General features: G+C 42.3%; 22 protein-coding genes. 12 read left to right on the forward strand and 10 right to left on the reverse strand.

Going from position 1 to position 21,509, the window contains the following annotated elements; translation table 11 throughout:
* Positions 1–81: 81 nt before the first annotated feature.
* Positions 82–1,689, reverse strand: a complete 1,608-nt coding sequence (locus tag JOD17_RS03945; RefSeq protein ID WP_204695797.1) for a PucR family transcriptional regulator — start codon at positions 1,687–1,689, stop codon at positions 82–84.
* 157 nt (positions 1,690–1,846) lie between these two features.
* Between JOD17_RS03945 and JOD17_RS03950 the strand changes: the two genes are divergently transcribed.
* From JOD17_RS03950 to allB, 3 genes are read left to right on the forward strand one after another with little or no spacing between them, the layout of a single operon-like run.
* Complete coding sequence (locus JOD17_RS03950; protein ID WP_204695798.1) at positions 1,847–3,130, forward strand: M20 family metallo-hydrolase; 1,284 nt, start codon at positions 1,847–1,849, stop codon at positions 3,128–3,130.
* Positions 3,108–4,352 carry a pyridoxal-phosphate-dependent aminotransferase family protein gene (locus JOD17_RS03955; RefSeq protein WP_204695799.1) on the forward strand — a complete coding sequence of 415 codons (1,245 nt, stop codon included), beginning with the start codon at positions 3,108–3,110 and terminating at the stop codon, positions 4,350–4,352. The genes JOD17_RS03950 and JOD17_RS03955 overlap by 23 nt, the downstream gene beginning before the upstream one ends.
* A 2-nt stretch (positions 4,353–4,354) precedes the next feature.
* On the forward strand, positions 4,355–5,656 hold the full coding sequence (gene allB / locus JOD17_RS03960) for an allantoinase AllB (protein ID WP_204695800.1): 1,302 nt from the start codon (positions 4,355–4,357) through the stop codon (positions 5,654–5,656).
* A 12-nt stretch (positions 5,657–5,668) separates the two neighbouring features.
* On the opposite strand, the gene JOD17_RS03965 is transcribed toward allB, so the two are convergent.
* Genes JOD17_RS03965 through JOD17_RS03985 form a run of 5 tightly spaced genes read right to left on the reverse strand, consistent with a single transcriptional unit; the run spans position 5,669 to position 10,772 of the window.
* Complete coding sequence (locus JOD17_RS03965) at positions 5,669–6,127, reverse strand: (2Fe-2S)-binding protein (RefSeq protein ID WP_204696077.1); 459 nt, start codon at positions 6,125–6,127, stop codon at positions 5,669–5,671.
* The gene (gene pucD / locus JOD17_RS03970) at positions 6,124–8,382 is read right to left on the reverse strand and encodes a xanthine dehydrogenase subunit D (protein WP_204695801.1); all 2,259 of its coding nucleotides are present in this window, start codon (positions 8,380–8,382) and stop codon (positions 6,124–6,126) included. The genes JOD17_RS03965 and pucD overlap by 4 nt, the downstream gene beginning before the upstream one ends.
* Entirely contained in the window at positions 8,375–9,217 is an 843-nt protein-coding gene (locus JOD17_RS03975; protein ID WP_204695802.1) for an FAD binding domain-containing protein, read from the reverse strand. The genes pucD and JOD17_RS03975 overlap by 8 nt, the downstream gene beginning before the upstream one ends.
* The gene (locus tag JOD17_RS03980) at positions 9,187–9,738 is read right to left on the reverse strand and encodes an NTP transferase domain-containing protein (protein ID WP_204695803.1); all 552 of its coding nucleotides are present in this window, start codon (positions 9,736–9,738) and stop codon (positions 9,187–9,189) included. The genes JOD17_RS03975 and JOD17_RS03980 overlap by 31 nt, the downstream gene beginning before the upstream one ends.
* A gap of 20 nt (positions 9,739–9,758) precedes the next feature.
* Positions 9,759–10,772, reverse strand: a complete 1,014-nt coding sequence (locus JOD17_RS03985) for an XdhC family protein (protein ID WP_204695804.1) — start codon at positions 10,770–10,772, stop codon at positions 9,759–9,761.
* Positions 10,773–11,208: 436 nt separating this feature from the next.
* Between JOD17_RS03985 and JOD17_RS03990 the strand changes: the two genes are divergently transcribed.
* From JOD17_RS03990 to JOD17_RS04020, 7 genes are all read left to right on the forward strand, one after another.
* A complete protein-coding gene (locus tag JOD17_RS03990; RefSeq protein WP_204695805.1) occupies positions 11,209–11,997 on the forward strand; it encodes a GAF domain-containing protein in 789 nt (262 codons plus the stop codon).
* Between the two features lie 18 nt (positions 11,998–12,015).
* On the forward strand, positions 12,016–12,216 hold the full coding sequence (locus JOD17_RS03995; RefSeq protein WP_204695806.1) for a hypothetical protein: 201 nt from the start codon (positions 12,016–12,018) through the stop codon (positions 12,214–12,216).
* Positions 12,217–12,418: 202 nt separating this feature from the next.
* Positions 12,419–13,687, forward strand: a complete 1,269-nt coding sequence (locus tag JOD17_RS04000) for an L-lactate MFS transporter (protein WP_204695807.1) — start codon at positions 12,419–12,421, stop codon at positions 13,685–13,687.
* A gap of 45 nt (positions 13,688–13,732) precedes the next feature.
* Positions 13,733–14,362 carry a hypothetical protein gene (locus JOD17_RS04005; protein WP_204695808.1) on the forward strand — a complete coding sequence of 210 codons (630 nt, stop codon included), beginning with the start codon at positions 13,733–13,735 and terminating at the stop codon, positions 14,360–14,362.
* An 8-nt stretch (positions 14,363–14,370) separates the two neighbouring features.
* Positions 14,371–14,835 carry a GNAT family N-acetyltransferase gene (locus JOD17_RS04010; protein WP_204695809.1) on the forward strand — a complete coding sequence of 155 codons (465 nt, stop codon included), beginning with the start codon at positions 14,371–14,373 and terminating at the stop codon, positions 14,833–14,835.
* A gap of 341 nt (positions 14,836–15,176) precedes the next feature.
* On the forward strand, positions 15,177–16,298 hold the full coding sequence (locus JOD17_RS04015; RefSeq protein ID WP_204695810.1) for a DUF418 domain-containing protein: 1,122 nt from the start codon (positions 15,177–15,179) through the stop codon (positions 16,296–16,298).
* A 322-nt stretch (positions 16,299–16,620) separates the two neighbouring features.
* The gene (locus JOD17_RS04020; protein WP_204695811.1) at positions 16,621–17,661 is read left to right on the forward strand and encodes a GerAB/ArcD/ProY family transporter; all 1,041 of its coding nucleotides are present in this window, start codon (positions 16,621–16,623) and stop codon (positions 17,659–17,661) included.
* A gap of 51 nt (positions 17,662–17,712) precedes the next feature.
* Here JOD17_RS04020 and JOD17_RS04025 read toward each other — a convergent pair whose 3' ends face one another.
* From JOD17_RS04025 to JOD17_RS04035, 3 genes are all read right to left on the reverse strand, one after another.
* Positions 17,713–18,504: a peptidoglycan recognition protein family protein gene (locus JOD17_RS04025; RefSeq protein WP_204695812.1), complete on the reverse strand. Its 792-nt coding sequence runs from the start codon at positions 18,502–18,504 to the stop codon at positions 17,713–17,715.
* 155 nt (positions 18,505–18,659) lie between these two features.
* On the reverse strand, positions 18,660–19,040 hold the full coding sequence (locus tag JOD17_RS04030) for a hypothetical protein (RefSeq protein ID WP_204695813.1): 381 nt from the start codon (positions 19,038–19,040) through the stop codon (positions 18,660–18,662).
* Positions 19,041–19,411: 371 nt separating this feature from the next.
* Positions 19,412–19,630 (reverse strand): LexA family protein, encoded by a 219-nt coding sequence (locus JOD17_RS04035; RefSeq protein ID WP_204695814.1) that lies wholly within the window; start codon positions 19,628–19,630, stop codon positions 19,412–19,414.
* A gap of 152 nt (positions 19,631–19,782) precedes the next feature.
* Between JOD17_RS04035 and JOD17_RS04040 the strand changes: the two genes are divergently transcribed.
* On the forward strand, positions 19,783–20,448 hold the full coding sequence (locus tag JOD17_RS04040) for an SOS response-associated peptidase (protein ID WP_204695815.1): 666 nt from the start codon (positions 19,783–19,785) through the stop codon (positions 20,446–20,448).
* A gap of 33 nt (positions 20,449–20,481) precedes the next feature.
* On the opposite strand, the gene JOD17_RS04045 is transcribed toward JOD17_RS04040, so the two are convergent.
* Positions 20,482–20,841 carry a YxeA family protein gene (locus JOD17_RS04045; RefSeq protein ID WP_204695816.1) on the reverse strand — a complete coding sequence of 120 codons (360 nt, stop codon included), beginning with the start codon at positions 20,839–20,841 and terminating at the stop codon, positions 20,482–20,484.
* Between the two features lie 165 nt (positions 20,842–21,006).
* Here JOD17_RS04045 and JOD17_RS04050 point away from each other — a divergent pair, with 165 nt between their 5' ends.
* Entirely contained in the window at positions 21,007–21,459 is a 453-nt protein-coding gene (locus tag JOD17_RS04050) for a hypothetical protein (RefSeq protein WP_204695817.1), read from the forward strand.
* Positions 21,460–21,509 lie beyond the last annotated feature (50 nt).

Below are 21,509 nucleotides of genomic sequence, written 5' to 3' on the forward strand. Positions count from 1 at the left end.
CGTTCCTTTCATCGTAGAAGAGGAAAGACAAACTGTCTTTGTGTACTTCGTCTAAATCTATTCGCTAAAATTAGAACATGTTTACAATGAAGCATTCAATGTAGGATGGATTCGAAAGGCAATTCTCAACTGCAGCGTCGTTTCAGGTTCGTTAACTTTTTTACCAAGTAAATCTTCAATCTTTTCTAGACGGTAAATGACGGTGTTACGATGAACATACAAACGATTGGCAGTCTCGGTAATCTGACAATGCGTTTCTAAATAAACGGCTAACGTGTGTAACAAGTCAGAATCATCAATTCGCTGTAACGTATATTCACAGAAACTACGTAAATCTTCACCTGGAATCATTCGCAATAACTCGCTAACATCTTTCGTATGATACGCTTGAATAAATTGGCGATTGCCTGATAATAGCCCCGAGTTTAGGGCGTTTAGCGCTTCTGAATAACCTGCTTTTACATCGAGGAACTCATGACAAATGTTACTAATCCCAAATGACACGGACCGACCCAGTTGTTGAATGACATGATCTTGAATCATCTCTACCATCATTCGTGTAGGCGAATGCCAGTCACTCGGATGAACTTCTCCAGTTTCCTCAGCGAGAATACAACAATAATTACCATTCATAAAGACATAGGTTGGAATCGCGAACATTGCGAGCTCCTCTTCAATTAACGCAAATACTTTCTCAACTTCGATAACGTTTTGTTTAAAACCAAGTGTTGCCTCACAGGCATCCATTTTTCCTACAAAACAGCTAAATTGTTGATTGTTGTAAATGTCGAACTCTTTTGCTCGACTAATTACTTCGTCATTGGTTAGAAAAGCATCGTCTAAATAATTTTTAAAAAACTCGTTGCGCGCACGTTGCGTGTATTGTTTGACTGCGTTCTCTTTCATCACTTCAAAGGCAATTACATTCGTTGCTTGTTCTAACGTTAAAATCGTCCGATGCGTTAAAGGAGTATCACTTAAAACGACTAACATCCCTTTAGTGATGTTGCTCATCTCTACTGCAAATGCGGTAACGACTTGCTTACTGTCGACAAGAGAAAAGTACGTATGATGAGTTTGGGACAAAAAGCACTGCTGTTTTCCACTAATGGACTCATTCAAGGTCTCTAAGTTCGAGTGATCCTTTCCTGACGTTGCAACTAAAATTGATTGATGATTCAGTAAATAAACCGGAAGACTTACAACGTCTGACACCGTTGTTAGCAAGTGACTTAACCCTTTTCCGCTCATCACACTTTCTGAAAACGTTTGATGCGCTGCCATCGCTTCTTTCATCTCTAACGTTTGAACGTTTAAAATCGCGCTTAGTGTCTGATTCACGATCGATCCTAATCGAACGTGAAAAGGCAATTCAATGATTGGAAAATGCAAGGCATCCGCATATGCCCTTACGTCTTCTGGAATGGATGCCAGAAAACGTTTCGTCTTAATTCCGAGCCCAGCACAACCTCTTCGCGCCATTTTTTCGATTAACTGCTTTAGACTCGTTGGATCTTCTTTGAAATGGTATGCCGTTGTAATAAGAAGCTCATCTTGTTTTAGATAGTCAGCGATATCAGGTGCATCCATCATATTGACGTTTTCGACATTCCGCCAAAGGCCACTACTTCCTGAAATAACGTCTGCTTCTTGAAAAATCGGTAATTGTAGAATGTGTCCGAGTTGCATGATGATCGCCTCCAAACAATTGGTTATGTTGTACAAGAAATCGAAAGAAAACTCACGAAACATCTAATGATTTCCTCACATCATACCAGTAAACTAGAAAAAACGAAGATAGTATGTAAGATCACCTAACAAATTGTTCGAGTTAAGGAGGCAAAACTTGAAACAACAATCGCTCTTGAATCAATCAACGACGGTCCAATCCATACTTGATTGGCTGCATACTTTCGGTAAATCGAGTGATACAGGGAATACGAGGCTTCTTTATTCAAACGATTGGATGAATGCCCAGAATGCGTTATTTGACCAATTCCAGCAATCAAGCTTAACGCCGTACTTTGATGATGTAGGGAATTTATTCGGAAGAGTAGAAGGTATAAACAGAAATCATAAAGAAGCCATACTCGTTGGCTCCCATATTGACACGGTGATTGACGGTGGTAAATACGACGGGGTGTATGGCATTGCCGCTGCTTGGATTGCGGTCAGGGAACTTCTTGAACAACACGGAAGACCACTTCAAACGATTGAAGTCGCTTCATTGTGTGAAGAAGAAGGCAGTCGCTTCCCTTTAACATTTTGGGGGTCAGGAAATATAACAAACAAACATAAACAGATTGTATCGACTGAAATTGTCGACCACGAAGACGTATCATTGTACAGTGCAATGATTGAAAAAGGATTCGGGCTCGGTCGCTATCCACAGCCTTATCGAGGAGACTTGTCACACTTTTTGGAAGTGCATATCGAACAAGGCTGTGTCCTCGAGCAAGATCATCAAGACATCGGCATTGTACAAAGCATCGTCGGACAGCGTCGCTACACGATTGTCGTGAATGGCAAGAGTGATCATGCCGGAACAACACCGATGAATCGAAGAGTCGACGCCATGGAAAGTGCTGCAAGTCTTATGACTTCGTTTACTCAGATCGCTCGCCGTCTAGATGACGACTTAGTGAGTACTGTCGGTAAAATTGAAGCGAAACCAAATACCCCAAACGTCATTTGTCATCAAGTGACGTTTTCACTCGACGTTAGACACCCGAGCGTTACAACCCTTGAATTGTACGAACAGGAAATGAACACCCTTATTGCTCAATTAGAGCGAGAAAAACGAGTTAACGTACATGTGAACCGATGGACGAACGTCAAACCAGTCAATATGGATGCTTCACTTGTTGAACTTGCCTATAAAGAGAGCGAACGACTCAACTATCAAACGAAATTTATGCACAGTGGTGCTGGACATGATGCTCAAATCTTCGGGACTCATTGTAAAACGTCGTTATTATTTGTCCCAAGCAAAGATGGCATTAGCCACTCACCGAAAGAGTTCACCGCAGAGCATCATTTACGTGCAGGCGTTGACGTCTTAAAATCAATGATTTATACACTTGCCTACGAGAAAAGGAGCTCTTATCATGACGAATCATCTCTCTCCTAAACGAACGATTATGACACCTGGTCCGGTTGAAGTTGACCCCGTCGTATTGCGAGCAATGTCTGCTCCAATTCTTGGTCAGTTTGATCCTGCGTTTACGAATATGATGAATGATACGATGCACATGCTTCGTTCACTGTTCCAAACGAAAAACCGTTGGGCTTTTCCGATCGACGGCACGTCACGATCAGGGATTGAATCTGTACTCGCAAGTGTGGTATCCCGTGGGGAAACAGTCCTTATTCCTGTGTACGGCCGTTTCGGTTATCTATTGCAAGAAATTTGTGAACGGTATGGGGCAAATGTTGTCACGATCGAGCAACCTCAAGGCACTGTCTTCTCACAAACAACGATCATTGATGAGATTTATCGCATTCGCCCCCATGTCGTTGCAATTGTGCATGGCGAAACGTCAACAGGATGTATGCAACCGATCGATCAGATCGGTCAGGCTTGCCTTAATGTGGATGCGTTATTTATTGTTGATGCGGTTGCAACAATTGGAGGCACAGAAGTAAACGTAGATGAGTGGCAAATTGATGCTTGTATCGGCGGTACACAAAAGTGCTTGTCGGTTCCTTCTGGCATGGCACCGATTACGTATAACGAACGTATTGAAAGCGTGCTACAAAAAAGGAAAAAAATCGAACGTGGAATTGCAACCGACGATGACTTGCAAACACCTCAACAAAACAACATCATTCCGAGCAATTACTTTGACTTGAGCCAACTTCAAGAGTATTGGGGTCCAAGACGACTTAATCATCATACGGAAGCAACGTCGATGCTCTATGCACTCCACACTGGTTTAACGATGGTACTGAATGAGGGATTAGAAGACCGCTTTGAACGTCACCGCACTCATGAAGCCGCTCTTATTGCAGGCATTCGTGCTTTAGGTTTAACGTTGTTCGTTCAAGAAGACTATAAACTGCCTGTCGTTACGTGTGTTAACGTTCCAGAAGGCATTGATGCAGATCAAGTTCGCGCTTTTATGCTTGAGCATTTTGGCGTTGAAATTGCAAGTTCCTTCGGATCATTACACGGGAAAATTTGGCGAATTGGAACGATGGGAGCAAGTTGTCGAAAAGAAAATGTCCTTTTCGTACTTGCAGCACTAGAAGCTGCGCTCACTTACTATGGCGTTAATTTATCTAGAGGAAATGGTGTTCAGGCAGCGCTCACCTATTACGAAAATCAAGCCAGCAACAAGGAGCGTGTGTAGATGTGTATGATCTCATCATAAAAAACGGCGTTGTTGTGTTGCCACATGAAGTGAAGAATGTCGACATCGGCATTCAAGATGGAAAAATTGTTGCCTTATCGCCATCCCTTCAAGTAGCAAGCAGCCCCGTCTACAATGCTGAAAACTGTTACGTGTTGCCTGGTGTCATTGACGCCCATGTTCATCTCAATGAGCCAGGACGGGATCATTGGGAAGGGTTTACGACTGGATCACAAATGCTCGCCGCTGGGGGTTGTACAACGTACTTTGATATGCCGCTAAACAGCATTCCTGCAACGGTTAACGAGAACGCTTTTCATGAGAAGAAAAAAATCGGTAGTGAAAAATCGATCAATGACTTCAGATTATGGGGCGGACTAGTTCCAGGTAACCTTTCTGAACTTGCTTCCCTCCATAATCTCGGCGTAATTGGCTTTAAAGCCTTCCTATCACCATCAGGAACAAAAGAATTCAATCACACAGACGATCAAACATTACTAGAAGGCATGCGGGAAATCGCTCGCTTAGGGAGCGTCCTTGCCTTACATGCAGAAAGCACACCGATCATTGAGCACTTAGAACGTAACGTGAACATTGAAGATCAGGTTCAAGCATACTCTCACATGCGCCCTATTATCGCTGAAAGTGAGGCAGTCAAACGCAGCTTATCATTCGCTGAACTAACCGGTTGTGCCTTGCATTTCGTCCATATCAGTAATACGAGTACGCTACAACTCATTCAAGAAGCCAAACAACAAGGACTCGATGTGACCGTTGAAACGTGCCCCCATTACTTATTGTTCAATGATCAAGCGATGTATGAACAGGGGGTGCACGCAAAGTGCGCGCCACCGTTACGTAATGAAGAACACCGAGAGCGACTCGTTCAAGCACTCGTAAATGGACAGATTGACTTCGTTGCATCGGACCATTCACCAAGTCCAAATACGTTAAAACAAACAGGCAATTTCTTTACTGCTTGGGGTGGCATTAATGGAGGGCAATTTACGTTGCTTAGTTTACTTGAACTTACGGAAACGACATCATTAACCATCCAAGATGTCGCCCAGTTAACAGCTACAGCACCTGCCTCACGCTTCAAACTTACTCGTGATCGTGGAAGTATTGAAGAAGGAAAGCTCGCAGATCTTGTTGTCGTTAACAAGAACGAATATGATGCTGTCACAGAAGAAACGTTACACTCTAAGCATAAAGACAGCCTCTACCTCGGACATCGATTTCCTCATCGAATTAAAGAAACCTTCTATCGCGGTCAATCGATCTACAAAACTAACCGTCCGTAAATTTACGGACGGTTAGTTTTGTTTTCTAATTGCCGCTCGTACGGCACGTTTAATTCCTTCATACCCTGTACAGCGACAAATATTCCCGGACAATCCTTCAACAATTTGCTCATCATTAGGCTCAGGATTTTCTAAAAGAAGTGCCTTTACAGCCATGACCATTCCAGGTGTACAATACCCACACTGAAAACCGCCTTCTTCCATAAATGCAATTTGGATTGGATCTAGCGACCCTTTCCCAACGCCTTCGATCGTTGTCACAGAAGCTCCTTCTACTTGATACGCCATGAGTAAACAAGAATTAACGAGCTCTCCATTCACTAACACAGAGCACGCTCCGCAACGACCAATTCCACATGATAACTTCGTTCCAGTTAAGGATGGTTCACCATGACGGAGTACGTCGGTCAGTCGATCAGTTTCATTCGCCTGAATAGACACACGCTCACCATTTAATGTCATGCTAATCATTTGTGGCTTACAATCGGTTGCTCGTTCCACCACGTAGCACCTTCCTTCTCTATAGCCTGAAGAATCGTTGAAGGATCAACAGGTATTTTGTTTATCCAAATGCCGAGTGCATCATGAATTGCTTTCGTAATTGCGGGAGCGACAGCTACGGTACCGATTTCACCGACGCCTCGTGGTCCGTGTACATCTCCATCCGGTAGCTTCTCAATGGCATCCACCGATAACCTCGGTACATCGGAAATTGTTGGCAACATGTACGTATCAAAGTTCGGTTTCAAATAGTGCCCTTGCTCCATTCCCATGTCTTCCATAATCGAGTAACCAAGACTCATCACACCGCCACCTTCAATTTGACCTTTATAGCCAAGCTCATTAACGACCTCACCTGCACTAATCGCTTGATGTAAATGAGTAACATTCACTTGGCCGGTAAGAAGATCAACTTCAACGGCTGCTAAAACCCCTGCAAACGTGTACAAATAATGCCCACCGTCAACTTCATCTGGTGTTGTCGGAAAATCAAACGATGTCTCTACGACAACATTCGCTTCACTTGTTACTTGTTCACGTAACGACCGATACGTGAGTACTTGCTCCTCGCCCTTGTAAATCCCACCGGTCCCTAAACATAGATCATTCACTGGCTCATCCGTAATTAATGCAGCTTGTTCACAAAGTTTCTCTTTAAACTCCTGCTTCATTCGCTCAAGGGCGTGCCATACCATACTCGTCCCTCGGGATGCCGTTGTTGAACCTGAATGTGGAACTCGGTTCGTATCACCAATCGTAATTGTAATGTCGTTTTCATCACAATGCAGTGCTGCTATTGTTAATTCTTCAATGACCGCAACGATTCCTTGACCGACCTCTTCAAAGCCAAAAGAAACGTCGATTTTTCCCTCATCGCTTAAGGATAACCTTCCTCCGGCACCGTCTAAACGCCCAAAGCCCAATCCCCCACCGTGCATGGCCATCGCAATCCCTACACCTGTGCGAACAAACGGAAGGTCTTTTTTAAATTCAAGTTGGTCTTTTAATCGTTCGACATTCTCAAGCACGTCACTTGCACCGGTTGTCGGTACGATCCGCTGCTCGAGTGGTCCTAGATCATGCTCACCACGCAAATTCAACTTGCGTAATGCCAATGGGCACATCCCTACCTGCTCAGCAAGACGATCCATTTGATTTTCTAGGGCGAACGTAATTTGGTTACCCCCGAACCCTCGAAACTCTCCAGACACGGCATTGTTCGTCAACACCGATGTGCCATCGACCGCTACGTGTTCGAAACGATACGGACCTGCACTATGTTCTACTGCGAAATCCAATATTGCGGGTCCAAGCGTTGCATACGGACCTGTGTCAGCAACGATTTTGACATCGTGCGCGATTACTTTTCCCGTTTCATCTGCCCCTGTTTTAATCGTAATTGCCATCGGATGCCGCTTAATGCTTGAAATGACTGATTCAGCACGGGTTTGGTGGAGTTTTACCGGTTTGTTCGTTTTTAGTGCCAAAAGCGCTGCGTACGGTTGAACGTTTAATTCATCTTTCCCTCCAAATGATCCTCCCATCGGGCTTGAGACGATGCGAATGCTCTCTTTAGGTAAATCAAGAATACGAGACAATTGAAATTGATCTTTAAAACCGTGTTGCGTACCCATATAGACCGTAATACCACCATCTGCCTCAGGTACGACAACACCACCTTCAGTTTCCATATACGCATGCATCTGTCTTGGAACGTGATACGTTTCTTCAACGACCGCCGTACAGTGCTTAAATCCTTCGGCCACATCCCCTTTTGTAAAACTCTTTTTATACAACACATTTCCGTCATCACGCAGTTTTGGTGCGTCTTTCGCTAAGCTTTTCGCTGGATCATCAAGTACAGACAAAACATCGTATGTTACATCAATACGTTTTATCGCTTCTTCAGCGACTTCTACGCTTGTCGCAGCTACAGCCGCAACCGCATCACCGATAAAACGTACGGTCTCATCACAAAACACAGGTTGATCAGGAGTAATAATACCAAAGCCATTGACACCAGGTACGTCTTGGTGTGTAATGATTGCTTTAACGCCTGGAAGCTCTTTCGCACGCTCTGTACAGATCGAACGAATCCGCGCGTGAGGATATGCACTTCTTAATACTTTCGCATACAACATTTCTGGAAAAGTTCGGTCGGTTAAATACGCTAACTGTCCTGTCACTTTGTCGTTCCCATCCGGTCGTTTGCGTGATTTACTCAAGAGATCCCTCCATTCTGTTAATCAATTCTGAGATGAATAGATTCTTCGTAACCATGCGTTGATACGTCGTTGCTGTTTTGATACGTGCCAATTCTTCATTTAAAGATTCACTCACCTTTTGAATGACACTCTTCGTTAGTTTCTGCCCTCCGAGTACTCGTTCGGTTGTTGGTAAACGAATTGCAGTCCGCTCTCCGTCACTGAAGACAAGACGTACGTTGCTTTGAACACGTTGTTTGTCGATGCTAATCATGCTTGCAACAGTTAACTGTGACTTCGAAAATGACTTTCGAAAGCCAACCTTTTGATAAAAAAATGATTCAATCTTTTCTTTCGGTATATGAATCTGTGTAACGATAGGCTCATTTACTCTTAATGAAAGGAAGTCCGTGACCGAAACGGTCCGTTCTCCATTTTCTTCAACGATCGATACCGTTGCCCCGAGCGCAATTAATGCCGGAATCGTATCGCCACACATATACATCAAATTCCCACCGAGTGTGGCCCGGTTTCTCACCGCCTTAGACGCGACTGTTGGAATCACGGTCTGTAAAAGCTCGACGCTTGCACATTGATTCAGTGGTGTCGCCGCCCCTATGAGTACATAACCTTCTGTCTCTTCAATTCCAAATAACGATGAAATACGCTCCAAACTTATCAATTGTTCAGGCAACTCGTTGCCTTGCTCACGTTCTAATTGAATGAGGGTACCACCAGAAATAAACCGACTAGAATTAGGAAATTGCACCTTTAACGCTAGAGCTTCTTCAATAGAATGTGCGATTCGGACTACGGTATTTGCCTTTACGGTATGTTCTGTTGACTGATTAACCATGTATACTGTTCCTCTGTATCAATGTCATACGCTTCCCTGCTTTCCTTTATATTGAGACTCATTCCAGTAAGTGTCGGCAATAGTCTCCTGGCACCGACATCACCTTCAAGCTTCATTAAGTCTGGAAAGACTTCTTTCGAAAATAAAAGTGGCGGTTGTGTGCGCCGCTCCGCATTTGTACCGATATACTGAATACGCTCTCTTGTCGCAACCTCCATCATCGTATTTAGATGATGCATTCGTAGAAATGGTTGATCGGCCAACATAATCATCACTGCATCTGCACCACGTGTTACCGCAGCTTTAATCCCAGTAACGATTGAATGCGCCTGCCCTAAATGAGCATCACAACACGTGACGGATTGGAATTGAACTTCACATGACGAATCGACCCATTCTAGACGATCTTCCGCTCGTTTTACGATCAAGACTTCATCAAGATTACTTTGAAGTGCGACTTTTAATGCAACCGAACCGAGTGTTGTATTGAACAATGGGAGGGCTAATTTGTTTCTTCCCATTCTTGAGCTACTTCCCGCTGCTAAATAGATGCCGATTGTGTATCCCATAGCGAACGTCGGTCGTCTCCTTTTTGTTCTTCTTCAATTAACTGTGCGACCACACTGATTGCAATTTGTTCTGGCCCTTCAGCGCCAATTGACAGTCCAAGTGGCGTCGTAATGGTGGGCGGAATAACGGAAGTGCCTAGAAGTCGCCTCGTTCTTTTTTTAGATCCTAGAACACCTAAATACCGAAGCGACAAGTCTTGTAGTGAGATGACAATGTCACGGTCGTAATGAAAATGATGTGTCATCACAACAACATAATCCGTCGGTCTAAATGAAATGGTCGGGATCGTTTCTTTAGGAAACCCTATGATGAACTTTGTTGCATGAGGAAAATAGTGATCTTGGCATAGACCGCTGCGCCAATCAGTAACGATGACGTCGAACCCTGACGCTGCTGCAAACGATGCGACAGGTCTTGCATCAACATTCGCTCCGAAAAGAAAAAGTCGTGGTTTGGGCTCATATCGATGAACAAACATCTCTTGCCACATCCCACTACGTATGGGAACATCAACCGCTTGCTTCAATAATGATAATTCTCCAAAGTGATCGTTAGACGTACTTTGATACACCGTCTGTACGTCGTCTTTTTGAATCAACTTCATCACTTGGATCGCGTGACCGTTCATTAGTTCAGCCTTTACGTGCAAAAGCTCGCTTTGAAGCTTCTCAGTGAGCGGCTCAAGCAGTACGGTAACAACTCCATTACAACCACTATTGTTCACTCCCCAAGAAAATGGATCGTCACTTCGCATGTCATATTCATACACATCTGCTCCGTGATGCCAAACATGTTCAAAGCGAGCCATGATATCTTCTTCTAGACACCCCGCACTCATCACTCCTACTTGATTCCCATCAGCGGTGACGAGCATCGATGCACCTTCTTTTCGATAGGCAGAACCTTCAACATGAATAACCGTTGCCAACATCGAACGATCCTTCGACGTTTCTATATAATCTAAGATTTCATGCATGTTCTCCATTTTTCTCACTCCTTAAGTTAGCTTCACAAAAGGTTTTACTAACCAGTATAAGAAATAACACGTTGTTCTTATGATATTTAATTAGATTTTCTATCAACGATCTTAGTTTCAACTACCAATATTACCCATCGTATCGCTCGTCTAACGACTCGTCATTGGTTAGATTAACTAAATGGAGGGACGGTTTTTGTATCATTTTGTACAAAAGATCGGCTTCCTTTTGCTTTACCATCACAACGTACAACACGTCGTATGCTCTTCCATCTGTCACTTTTCAATCGCTCATGGAAGATGACCTTACATAAATCTTCTTACCTACGCTACATTTGAAAACAGACCCATGTTTAATGATCTATTTTTAAAGCAATCCCTTCTAACGCGTTTTCACCATTAATAAACTGCTTGTATATCATATAGTAATGGAGGGATTCGGATTATGATCGGTGAAGATGTTATGATTCGCATTATCGACCGAATGCCCGATTGGACATTCGCCGTGTTGTCCATCCTCTTGATCATAGGCTTAGTGCTCGGTTCATTTTATTTGAGTCGATTTGCAAAAAACGTACTCAGGGCATTAGAAAGTGAATCGTCTGCTCTTGCCATCTCTCAAGAGAATTCAACCTTAACGAGCCAAAACAATGACTTACAAGACGCCAACACCCAATACCATCACTCATTACAAAGTATCAATCATTTGTTTGAGGACCTTATTGAACTTCGAAACGATTGTCATCAAACGTACGAAGAATCTCTTGAAGTCATTAAGAAAATCATCGATACACTTCCGTTATCACTATCGAGTTCAAGAGGCGATAGTAAGCGATGCGCAGTCTGGCTCAGTAGTCCTACGACCAATACGTTAGATTTCCATACAGGAAGTTTCAATTTCCCAAAAGATTATACGAACAGCCGAAAATTAGACATCGATAATTCAACAGGCGGACGTTGTTATCGCAAAAACGAAATCATCGACCTTGATGATGTAACTGAAGATCCTGATTGGTTAAAAAATGAAGAATCTAGAGGGAATTACAAAAGCCTTATTTGCATACCTATCTTAAACTTAGGCATTTTAACCGTCGATTCACTTTCACCATTTAATCAAGAATCACGTAATATAATATGTTTATATGCGAAGTGTATTGAGCTTGCCTATCTGCAAATGTTCGATGCATTGAAATTCCAGGATGAAGAGCTAAATGGATCGTTAGACAAAAATTAAAGGTAGGGAGTTTCTGTCATGAACTATCATGATGCACTAAAGAAAATTAAAGTGCTCGATATCGCACGGCAACAAGGAATCATTAGCGAAGCTTTTTTCAAAAGGGAGAGTGATACGCTAAGAGCCTACGTTGACAAAGTGAGCAAGCAAAAAGCAGAAGATGACGTTGCAGCAAAAAACTTAATGACGGGAATCAGTACGAAGTATAAAACTGTATAATATGAAGATCATTTAAAAGCGCGATGGATCGGGACTCTCCCGTCGGAAGGATTGCCCGTCGCGCTTTTTTTGTGCCGTTTAATCATTCTAGCTTGCAACACTTCTCTTTTTTATGATGCGATTAACTGTACACGACGAATTAAAGCGTTTATTATTATTTTTGTATTATTAATTTTTAAATAATTATTGAAAGGGGTTTCCAATGGAAGCACACCGAAATCGTTGGCTTATCGCCCTCTCTGCGATTGCCATTCATTTGTCGATCGGCTCAGTGTATGCGTACAGCGTTTATCAAAACCCGATTAATGATTCTCTCGGATGGGCGATTACGTCTGTTACGCTTGCATTTACGGTTGCGATTTTCTTTCTTGGGATGAGTGCCGCTTTTATGGGGAAGTTCGTGGAACGTAACGGTCCCAAGAAATCAGCACTCATATCAACCGCTCTGTTCGTCTCAGGGACATTTGGTGCGGGCTTAGCTATTCAACTTGAAAGCATTGCCATGTTTGTTTTCTTTTACGGTGTTGTTGGTGGAATTGGACTCGGAATCGGATACATATCGCCCGTCTCAACGCTCGTTAAATGGTTTCCCGACCGGCGCGGACTCGCAACTGGAATGGCCGTTCTCGGTTTTGGTGCTGGTGCGTTAATTACGAGCCCGTTTGCAGAATTTCTTATGAATCAAACGTCCATTCATATGACCTTTAACATTCTCGGTACGCTTTATCTCGTCTTAATGGTCAGTGGTGCGAGCTACCTTTCACCGCCTCCTGAAGGCTGGAAGCCAGAAAACATGAAAACCGATTCTGAACGTAAACAGCCGCGTACCGTTGCCGTCGATCTGGCACAACTTACGGCAAACGAAGCGCTTCGTACCGCTCGCTTTTACTTTCTTTGGGTGATGATGTTCATTAACATCTCTGCAGGGATTATGTTGCTTGCGGTTGCTGCCAACATGACAGAAACGATTACCGGTGCAACTTCAGCATTCGCAGCGACTGTCGTTGGAGTGATGGGCTTCTTTAATGGAATTGGTAGAATTGGTTGGGCTAGCTTTTCTGATTACATCGGTCGAGCGAATATGTACATCATTTTCTTTATTATTCAACTCGGCGCCTTTATCGCCTTACCGTTCACAACGAACGAAATCGCCTTCTCCATTCTTCTTTACTTGATCATGACGTGTTACGGTGGTGGATTTGCATGCCTTCCCGCTTTTATCGGCGACTTGTTCGGTACAAAGCAACTCGGTGCGATCCACGGCTACACACTTACCGCCTGGGCAATGGCAGGCATTGTTGGTCCAATGGCTGTGAGTCTTACGTTTGAACGTACAGGAGAATTTACATCCGCATTCATTTTGTTTACGATTCTGCTCGCAGTTGCACTCGTAACCGCCATCTTAATGAAGATCAATATTAAACGGGTAAAATCGCAAAAAGTGGATGCTGACTCTTCGGTTAGTGCGTAATCTCTAAATGATGGTCACTAGCACGAACAAAACAAAGGTGAAACGATGCATTATCATTCAAAGAAGAAAAAAATTCGAGGCTGGAAGCGGCATAAGCGAAAGATTGATCGGTGGAAACGTCATGCAATGACGTTCCCGTTCGATGAATTACACGCACACAAACGAACATATGTTAAATTAACCATTCATCCTTTTTACATTTCCTTTGAAGGGAAACTACCCGCTTGGTTTGTTCGGGAAGTATTCGATGCGGTGTTGGACGTGTATCATTCTTGGCATGAACAACTTCAATTGTTACACGAGCCGTACGATTTAATGGTTTGGTTATTTGACCCAGATTTCATGAAGTCGCAAGTCGTCGTTTCGTATCGTGATTGCCTCCATTTTTATGACCAAACGTTCGAACAGCGAGAGCAACAACGAGCGTTTCCTACTGACAAATTCGTAAACGATCCGATGAAGGTGAACGATATGAACTGGCAATTGTGCATTCATACGACCGATTGGACGAAAGAAATTTTTGACGGATGGCTCGAGGATGACCTCATAACGAGACAAGAATTAGATCGTTACAAACGAAATGTCTATGAAACGATGGTTCTTTCAAACGGAGATCTCCTCTACTTGATTGACTCCGGGAACGTTTGGATTGGCAAACACACACAGGAAGGATGAGGGGTCCCATGCAGGTCATCCAATTAACCGATAAGAACGAACAATTCAATGAGGCCGTTGACCTTTACTGGAAAACATGGGGTGAAGAAGGCGGCAAAGTTTTTTATGAAGATGCGATGGTTCATAGCTTACAAGACCCTTCTGGACTTCCGAGCTTCTACGTTGCGATTGATGATCGAAACGCCATCATCGGAACGTATGCGCTTCTTCGAAACGACTTAAACAGTCGTCAAGATTTGCGCCCTTGGCTAGCGTGCTTATACGTAAGCGAAGACCATCGCGGCCAGCAATTAGGAGCTAAATTACTCGAGCACGGCTTAAAAGAAGCCGCAAATCGAGGCTACGGCTCGTTGTACCTTACCTCTGACTTAGAAGGCTATTATGAAAAGTATGGCTGGAAGCAAATCGGCTTAGCGTACGGTCCATCTGGAGATTCCATTCCATTATATGAAAACCATACAAATCAATACTAGTTGGAGAACGGAGCGTCTATTTTGACGCTCTTTTTTGTGTTCTCAGAAAGTCGTATACTTCACACCTATGAAGATCGTCATCAAAAGCGCTTACATGCGTTTACAACCTAACAAATGAAGAGAGACGACCTATTGTAGTGCTTCTCATAGTCGTGTTAATTTATGTCATGATGACGTATTGTTCTTGAGTTATGAATGACACCTCTAAATGAATGCTCTTCGTATGGAACACCTTCCAATGCTTTACCGCTGGAACTGGACCTCTAGCACGTTTTTAGATTTATTAACAATCACCACCGATTTTCAGACGAACCTAGACTAGACAAATAGGAGTGGGATTTTTGACGAAAAAAAGATACATCTCTTTCGACCTCGCACGGGGGCTTATGCTACTACTCGTCGCCCTAGCGCATGCACAAATCTTCTTGAGTGGTACCATCCTTACTCGCCCCGAAAGTGGTGGGTTCATCGATACGATCCTCAATTACACTTCGGTTCTCTTTGTTGATAACCGCGCTCGCGCAATGTTTGCCTTATTATTCGGTTACGGAATTACGCTCGTCATCCGTAGTTACATGAAGCGAGAAAAATCTAGACTCGATATACGACGTTCAATAAATCGTAGAGCCATCGCTCTACTTTTCTTCGGGTTCGTTCTCTCAGTCATTATTGGCGGAAAAGACATACTAGCCATTTACGGTGCAGGATTATTACTTGTTCATTGGTTCTTATATCGAAGTGATAAAACACTCGTCAGAGCGATGATCGCTCTCACCATCGGATTTGCCTTACTACTGCCAATCTTTTGGGGCAACATGGCTTCTGTTGGCATGGAAAACATGTTCATGACAGGTGACGGTTATTGGGAAACGATGCTCAATCAACTCGTCATGTTCTTCACTGGCGCTCCGCTGTTCGGGAACTTTGCACTGCCTGTCATTCTATCCATTATGCTAGGCATTTGGTTTGGTCGAAAAGGCTTGTTGAATGAAGATCCAAAACACCGCTCCCTCCTAAAAAAAATTGCAGTTGGCGGTATTCTCATTTCAATCATCGGTGCGATCCCTCATGCTCTGCACAGTAACGGGGTCATCACGATCGAACAACCGAGCCTATTCGGAATCATCTTTACGATTCACATGATGAGCGGGATCGCTGGAGGGTGTGGTTATGCAGCACTGTTCGGACTCGTCGGACCACATTTAAAGAAGACGAATCCGGTCGTAACAGGGATTACAGCACTCGGAAAACGCTCACTCACTTTCTTTATCGTGAATGAAATCTTGCTGATCGTTCTCCTCTCACCAGCAGTCTTCGGGTTAGCTAGTACGTTAAGCATTGCACAAGTATGGATACTTACATTCCTTGTATGGTTATCATCTGTCGCGATGGCAACCATTCTCGAGCGAAAACAAAAAGCAGGCCCGTTCGATTTCCTTTTCCGTAAATTTGTTTATCGTTAAGCGATTAACCCTACCATAGAATTGCTATGGTAGGGTTTTAATTTGTGTTCTTAGATTTAATTCGTCAGTGCTTCAACTTCATGCTGAATACCTTTCGCTTTCTTTCTTTCATTAATTACTCTTTCATCACTCACATTCGTACTACCTACGAATGAAGATCATGAATAATGTACAGCAGATGATAATGGGAAATGTTTAACCACAGAAGCCATTTCTGAATAATCCCACGTAAAATGATCAAGATAGTGCTATGAACACTCCTGCCTCTTTAAATACAAACGCTCTCTTTATCTCTTTGTTCATTTTTAGCAATTCTACCTTATTGAGTTTGCCTTACAACATTGCCCCTGATGTGGGCCAAGAGATTTGGTGGATCCCATTAGTCGGTTGCTTCATTGGCTACTTGTTAATTGTAGTCGTATCGTATTTATTCAAGACGTTACCGGACTATGATTTAATCACAAGTCTAAAGAACTCATTTGGTTCTAAGGCTTGTATGATCTTAGCCGTATTGTTTCTCTTCCAACCTGTATCGTTACTCGTTTCTCACTTAAACTATTTTGGGCTATTTATTAATAACACGCTACTCGATGGCACACCGCACATCGTGGTCCTGATCCTATTGATGATCATTATTGTGTACGCGACAATCTCAGGCTTCACTACAATTGTGACTACGTCGACACTCGTAGGTCCTTTCGTTCTGTTATTAATTATTTTAACCTTACTTGCCTTTGTACGAGACATAGAATTTGATAAGTTTTTGCCGATGTTCCAGTATCCATACGATCACTACGTAAATTCAGTAGGCTTTTATTTAATAAAAAGCGTGATCGACAACATTTTAATCCTTTTTTACCTTTATCCTCGCCATGCTTCGAACTTCAAAGGGACAATTAAAGGAATTAAAATCGGTTACTTGCTTTCCGTGATTATTCTGGCACTCCTTAATTTCTTTACCATTAATTCTCTTGGACCGAAATTAACGAGCATGGAAGTTTTCCCTGCATTTCGCACGATGCAGAATTCAGGAATGTTAAGCGATGCATTTGCGTTAAAATCTTCGCTTTTTGTGATCTGGTATTTCACGATGTTCTTCTCCTTATGTGTTTACAAACACGTGATTTCAGACGTGTTGCGCTCCATCAACGTTAAGCCATCAAAAACGCTACAAATCATTACAGGAGCAATCATCGTTGTTGTCGCAGCATACTACACCGCGAATACGATTGAAGAAATCGAATTTTATCGTTCATGGTCCATTTATATTTCAATCGCATCGTTCGCTCTGTTTTTCATACTTTTATTGCACATGAAACTAAAGAATCGAAACATTGAATACGGTGTCACGAATCATCGTTAACAGAAGAAAGACCTACGTACAATACCGTAGGTCTTTCTTCTGTTAACGGATTTAATTTCCTTCCTCAATCCGCTTAATCACTGTTGCTTGTTGCGCCCGTGTAATCGGATGATTCGGATTCTTGCCGTTAAATATGCCTCTCTTCGTTAGATCCTCCCAAGCGTCTTTGTGCGTGCTAGCCACAGTTTGAGAAGGTTCTGCTAGAATGCCTTTTGATAATACACCTAGCGCGTCACTAACCGTTAGCTTACCTGCTTTATACGCATCTAGTTCATTTTTGTTACCGTGTCGATTGATCACAGCTTCGAATTGTTCTTTTCCTGATGACCACTGGAAATCTTCCGCTTTCACATACATCACCTCTTTTTGTTTTGGTTCATGCACAATTGATTTCACTTCTTCTCTTTGGGCAATGAGCTGCTTAAATCGTGCCCATGGAAAGTTTCGTCCAGGGCAACTCGTCTGCCCTACATCACTATGACGATACACATCATTTGCTGTTAACCCGTGCTGATTCATTAACTTTTTGACTTCTTGTACAAATTTCAAAAACAGTGTCTCATCCATTTGTTCACGATCATAATTCCCTTCAACACAAACGCCTAAGGAATCGCTGTTGTGGTTGGCCGCATGGGCACCTACATTTAAGCCTCGCAACTCATAGAATTCATGGTTTTTTTGCAGATAATAATTGTATCCAGCCCCTGACCATCCTTGGTTGCGATGTTGGTTGTGGATTTGCAGATACGAGTATCTCACGGCGGCAGGATGATGAATGATAATACGTCTAACTTTACGAATAGGAGTTAAATTCCCCCACCTTAAAATCGTCGGTTTGATCATTTTCATGACTCCTTTTGTTTAGTAACATAAACCACTGATTCCGCTAGATCAGAGAATGCTCGTGTTAGTATATGAACACTCTTCATTGCTTGTCACTCTTGTCTAGGTTGATTAGGATCAAGCCAAAATAAAAAAGCACCACGAAGGTGCTTCACTTACTTAATCACTTTATGATAATAATCGATAAATGCCGTTACTTGATCTTTTTGATCTCTTAGATTCTCAAGACTTTTTTCTGCATACGTGACGTCAGGATCTAAACTTTTGATCACATCCGTCAGATCTTGCACAAAATGATTATGTACCGAAAAATACAATTCAATATGATGATGCTCCATTTGTATATTGTTTGCATAATAGATCTTCGTTTTGGAAATCTCATTTTGCGATATACTTAAAAATTGGGCAGAAAGAATGTAGTCACAATCACTTACATGCTTACCATAAGTTAATGATTCTAACGATAGTTCTGCGAATTTAAAAGAGCTCGTAATTAAGCTTTTTAACATATCTAGTTGTATTTTATCATTTTCCAAGATTACCACTCCCATAGTTATATTTTATCATTCAAATTTATGAATATAACAGTTATGAAGGAGGATTAATCATTTCGATAACAAAGAGCTACAACCATAATCAATAATGCGTCGTTATGGAGGATTTTTTGATGATTTTCATCGTTCTTAAGCGTACGCATGCATCATTCTTTGTCTTCTTTTTTGCGCTGATAGGATATTTTCTACTCTGAGGCTTCTAACAGCTTTCTTATTATGGCACCAAACGAACACGTTCTCTTCATTCATTCGTCGCACAGTAACAAGTCTTTGACTGAGGGATCCATCTTTTGCCTCATAAATGATTTGTATAGGCATACTTGTAGACCTTGAATGTTGAAGGACATACTTGCTCATGAAGCGACTCCCTTCACTAAGATCTTCAGTGTTCTTGGTCGATCATACTCCCACGTGACATAACCTTGTTCTTTCAAACGAATGAACAGCGTATGGACGGACGATTGAGATTTCAATCCTAACAGTTCTTTTAATTCACGAAATGTAGGAGAAAACCCGTTCTCATCAATAAAAGCAATCGCAACTTGTAACGCTTCCTTTTGTCGTTTCGTCATCTCATCACTCCGTTCATTTACTTAATCATATACGAACATACATTCTAATTCAAGACTTTTCACGAACTTTTGTTCGTGTATATTTTCCCATTTATAATCGCAAGCTTACTAGTAACCAAAAGTGGTGAAAACGAAGTAAGGGGGTCGATCTCATGTGCGGACGATTTACGTTCTTTGAGCAACTTCAGTCGCTCCAAAAGCATTTTAATATAACGATCACAGCACTCGATGAGTATCAGGAAAGTTACAATGTTGCGCCGACTCAACAAGTCGTTACGGTACGTAACGATGGACAACAAAACCGTTTAGGAACCTTACGCTGGGGGTTCATTCCATCGTGGTCTAAAGATCCTAAAATCGGATACAAAATGATCAATGCTCGAGGAGAAACCGTTCATGAAAAAAACAGCTTTCGCACTGCATTTAAGAAACGCCGTTGCATTATACCCGCTTCAGGGTTTTACGAATGGAAAAACATTGATGGTAAAAAACAGCCCTATCACATTCAATTGAAAAACGGTGATCCGTTAGCATTTGCAGGGTTGTGGGAGACATGGAGTGATAAAGACGAAACGATCCACAGCTGTACCATCATCACGACCGAAGCAAATGAACTAATGAGAGACATCCACGACCGTATGCCTGTCATCCTCACACCAGCTGACTATGAAGCGTGGTTAGACCCTACAATGACCGATTCGGAGTATCTGCTTAGCTACTTAGAGCCCTACCCTGCTGGAGATATGATTGCCTATGAGGTATCTACAGATGTTAACAGCCCGTACAACAATCATGCGAACCTTATTAATTCGTTATAACTACGATTCAAAAAAAGCACCCACATCGGGTGCTTAATTCGTGATTAATTGTGTTGGCACATCATCTTCCTCGACTTCATCGTATGTGATGACATGATCTTCTTTTAAGGTTAATTGCAAATAAGCACCTTCTTGCAATTCACTTAGAGCGGTAAATTCGATTTCTTTCTCCTCATCACCGTCTTTGTGTATAGCCGGAAGTTCATAATAGACGCTACCACGTTCGTCTTCCTCTAGTATTCCTGATGCATCTACTTGTACATACCAATACTCTTCTTCGATAAATGGGTTAATGTTCGCCCGTGTCATATCGGTTAACGATTGATATAAACCGACTAGGGCTGCAATCATTAAAAATGCGCCAATGCTCACACCGATAATCGCCTTTCTCATAATTAGCCTCCTATCGATCTTTACCTAATCGTAAATCTTTTTAATCGTTGATTAAATGGATTCTTCTTACTTGCCCTTACAATGTTGTAAGATCGTAGGTAGTGAAGGTAAAATGCACGGTGGAATAAAGCTACATCATATTGTGATAAAAGGAGCTTACTTTGTATGAGGAAGCTATGGCTATGGCTCGTGACAATCGCAGTCTTAATAGGTGTACTAACATTAACTATAAACTTCATTAATCAAACGACTTTTGATCACATTATCACGAACACGAAAGAAGAATACGGGGAGTTCAGCCAACTACTTATCTATGATCACTCTTCAGAAATGTATGCAACAGAGGAATTTGCAAGACTTGAAGAATCAGAGGAAATCAATAGCTTTTTGAACCTTGCTACTGAAATGGAATTAACGGCTATTAATCAAAAAAGAGGTGAAGAGTTGTACAGTTTCGTCGTTTTTTTCGAAGAGACTCAGAGTCGGCTCATCTTTTATATTAATAAGGATACCATGTCGTTAGGTGGGCAGAATTACGAATTACGACAAGAGGATAATGATCTTATCAAAGCAATTAAATCCTTGGATCTTGCTTGGGAAAGGATTGAATTGAATTGAATTGAATTGAATTGAATTGAATTAGGTAGATTTGAGCCAGTGAAAGCTTT

Origin of the sequence: Geomicrobium sediminis, from assembly GCF_016908595.1 — a bacterium.
In the GTDB taxonomy this organism is placed as follows: Bacteria; Bacillota; Bacilli; order Bacillales; family Marinococcaceae; genus Geomicrobium_A; species Geomicrobium_A sediminis.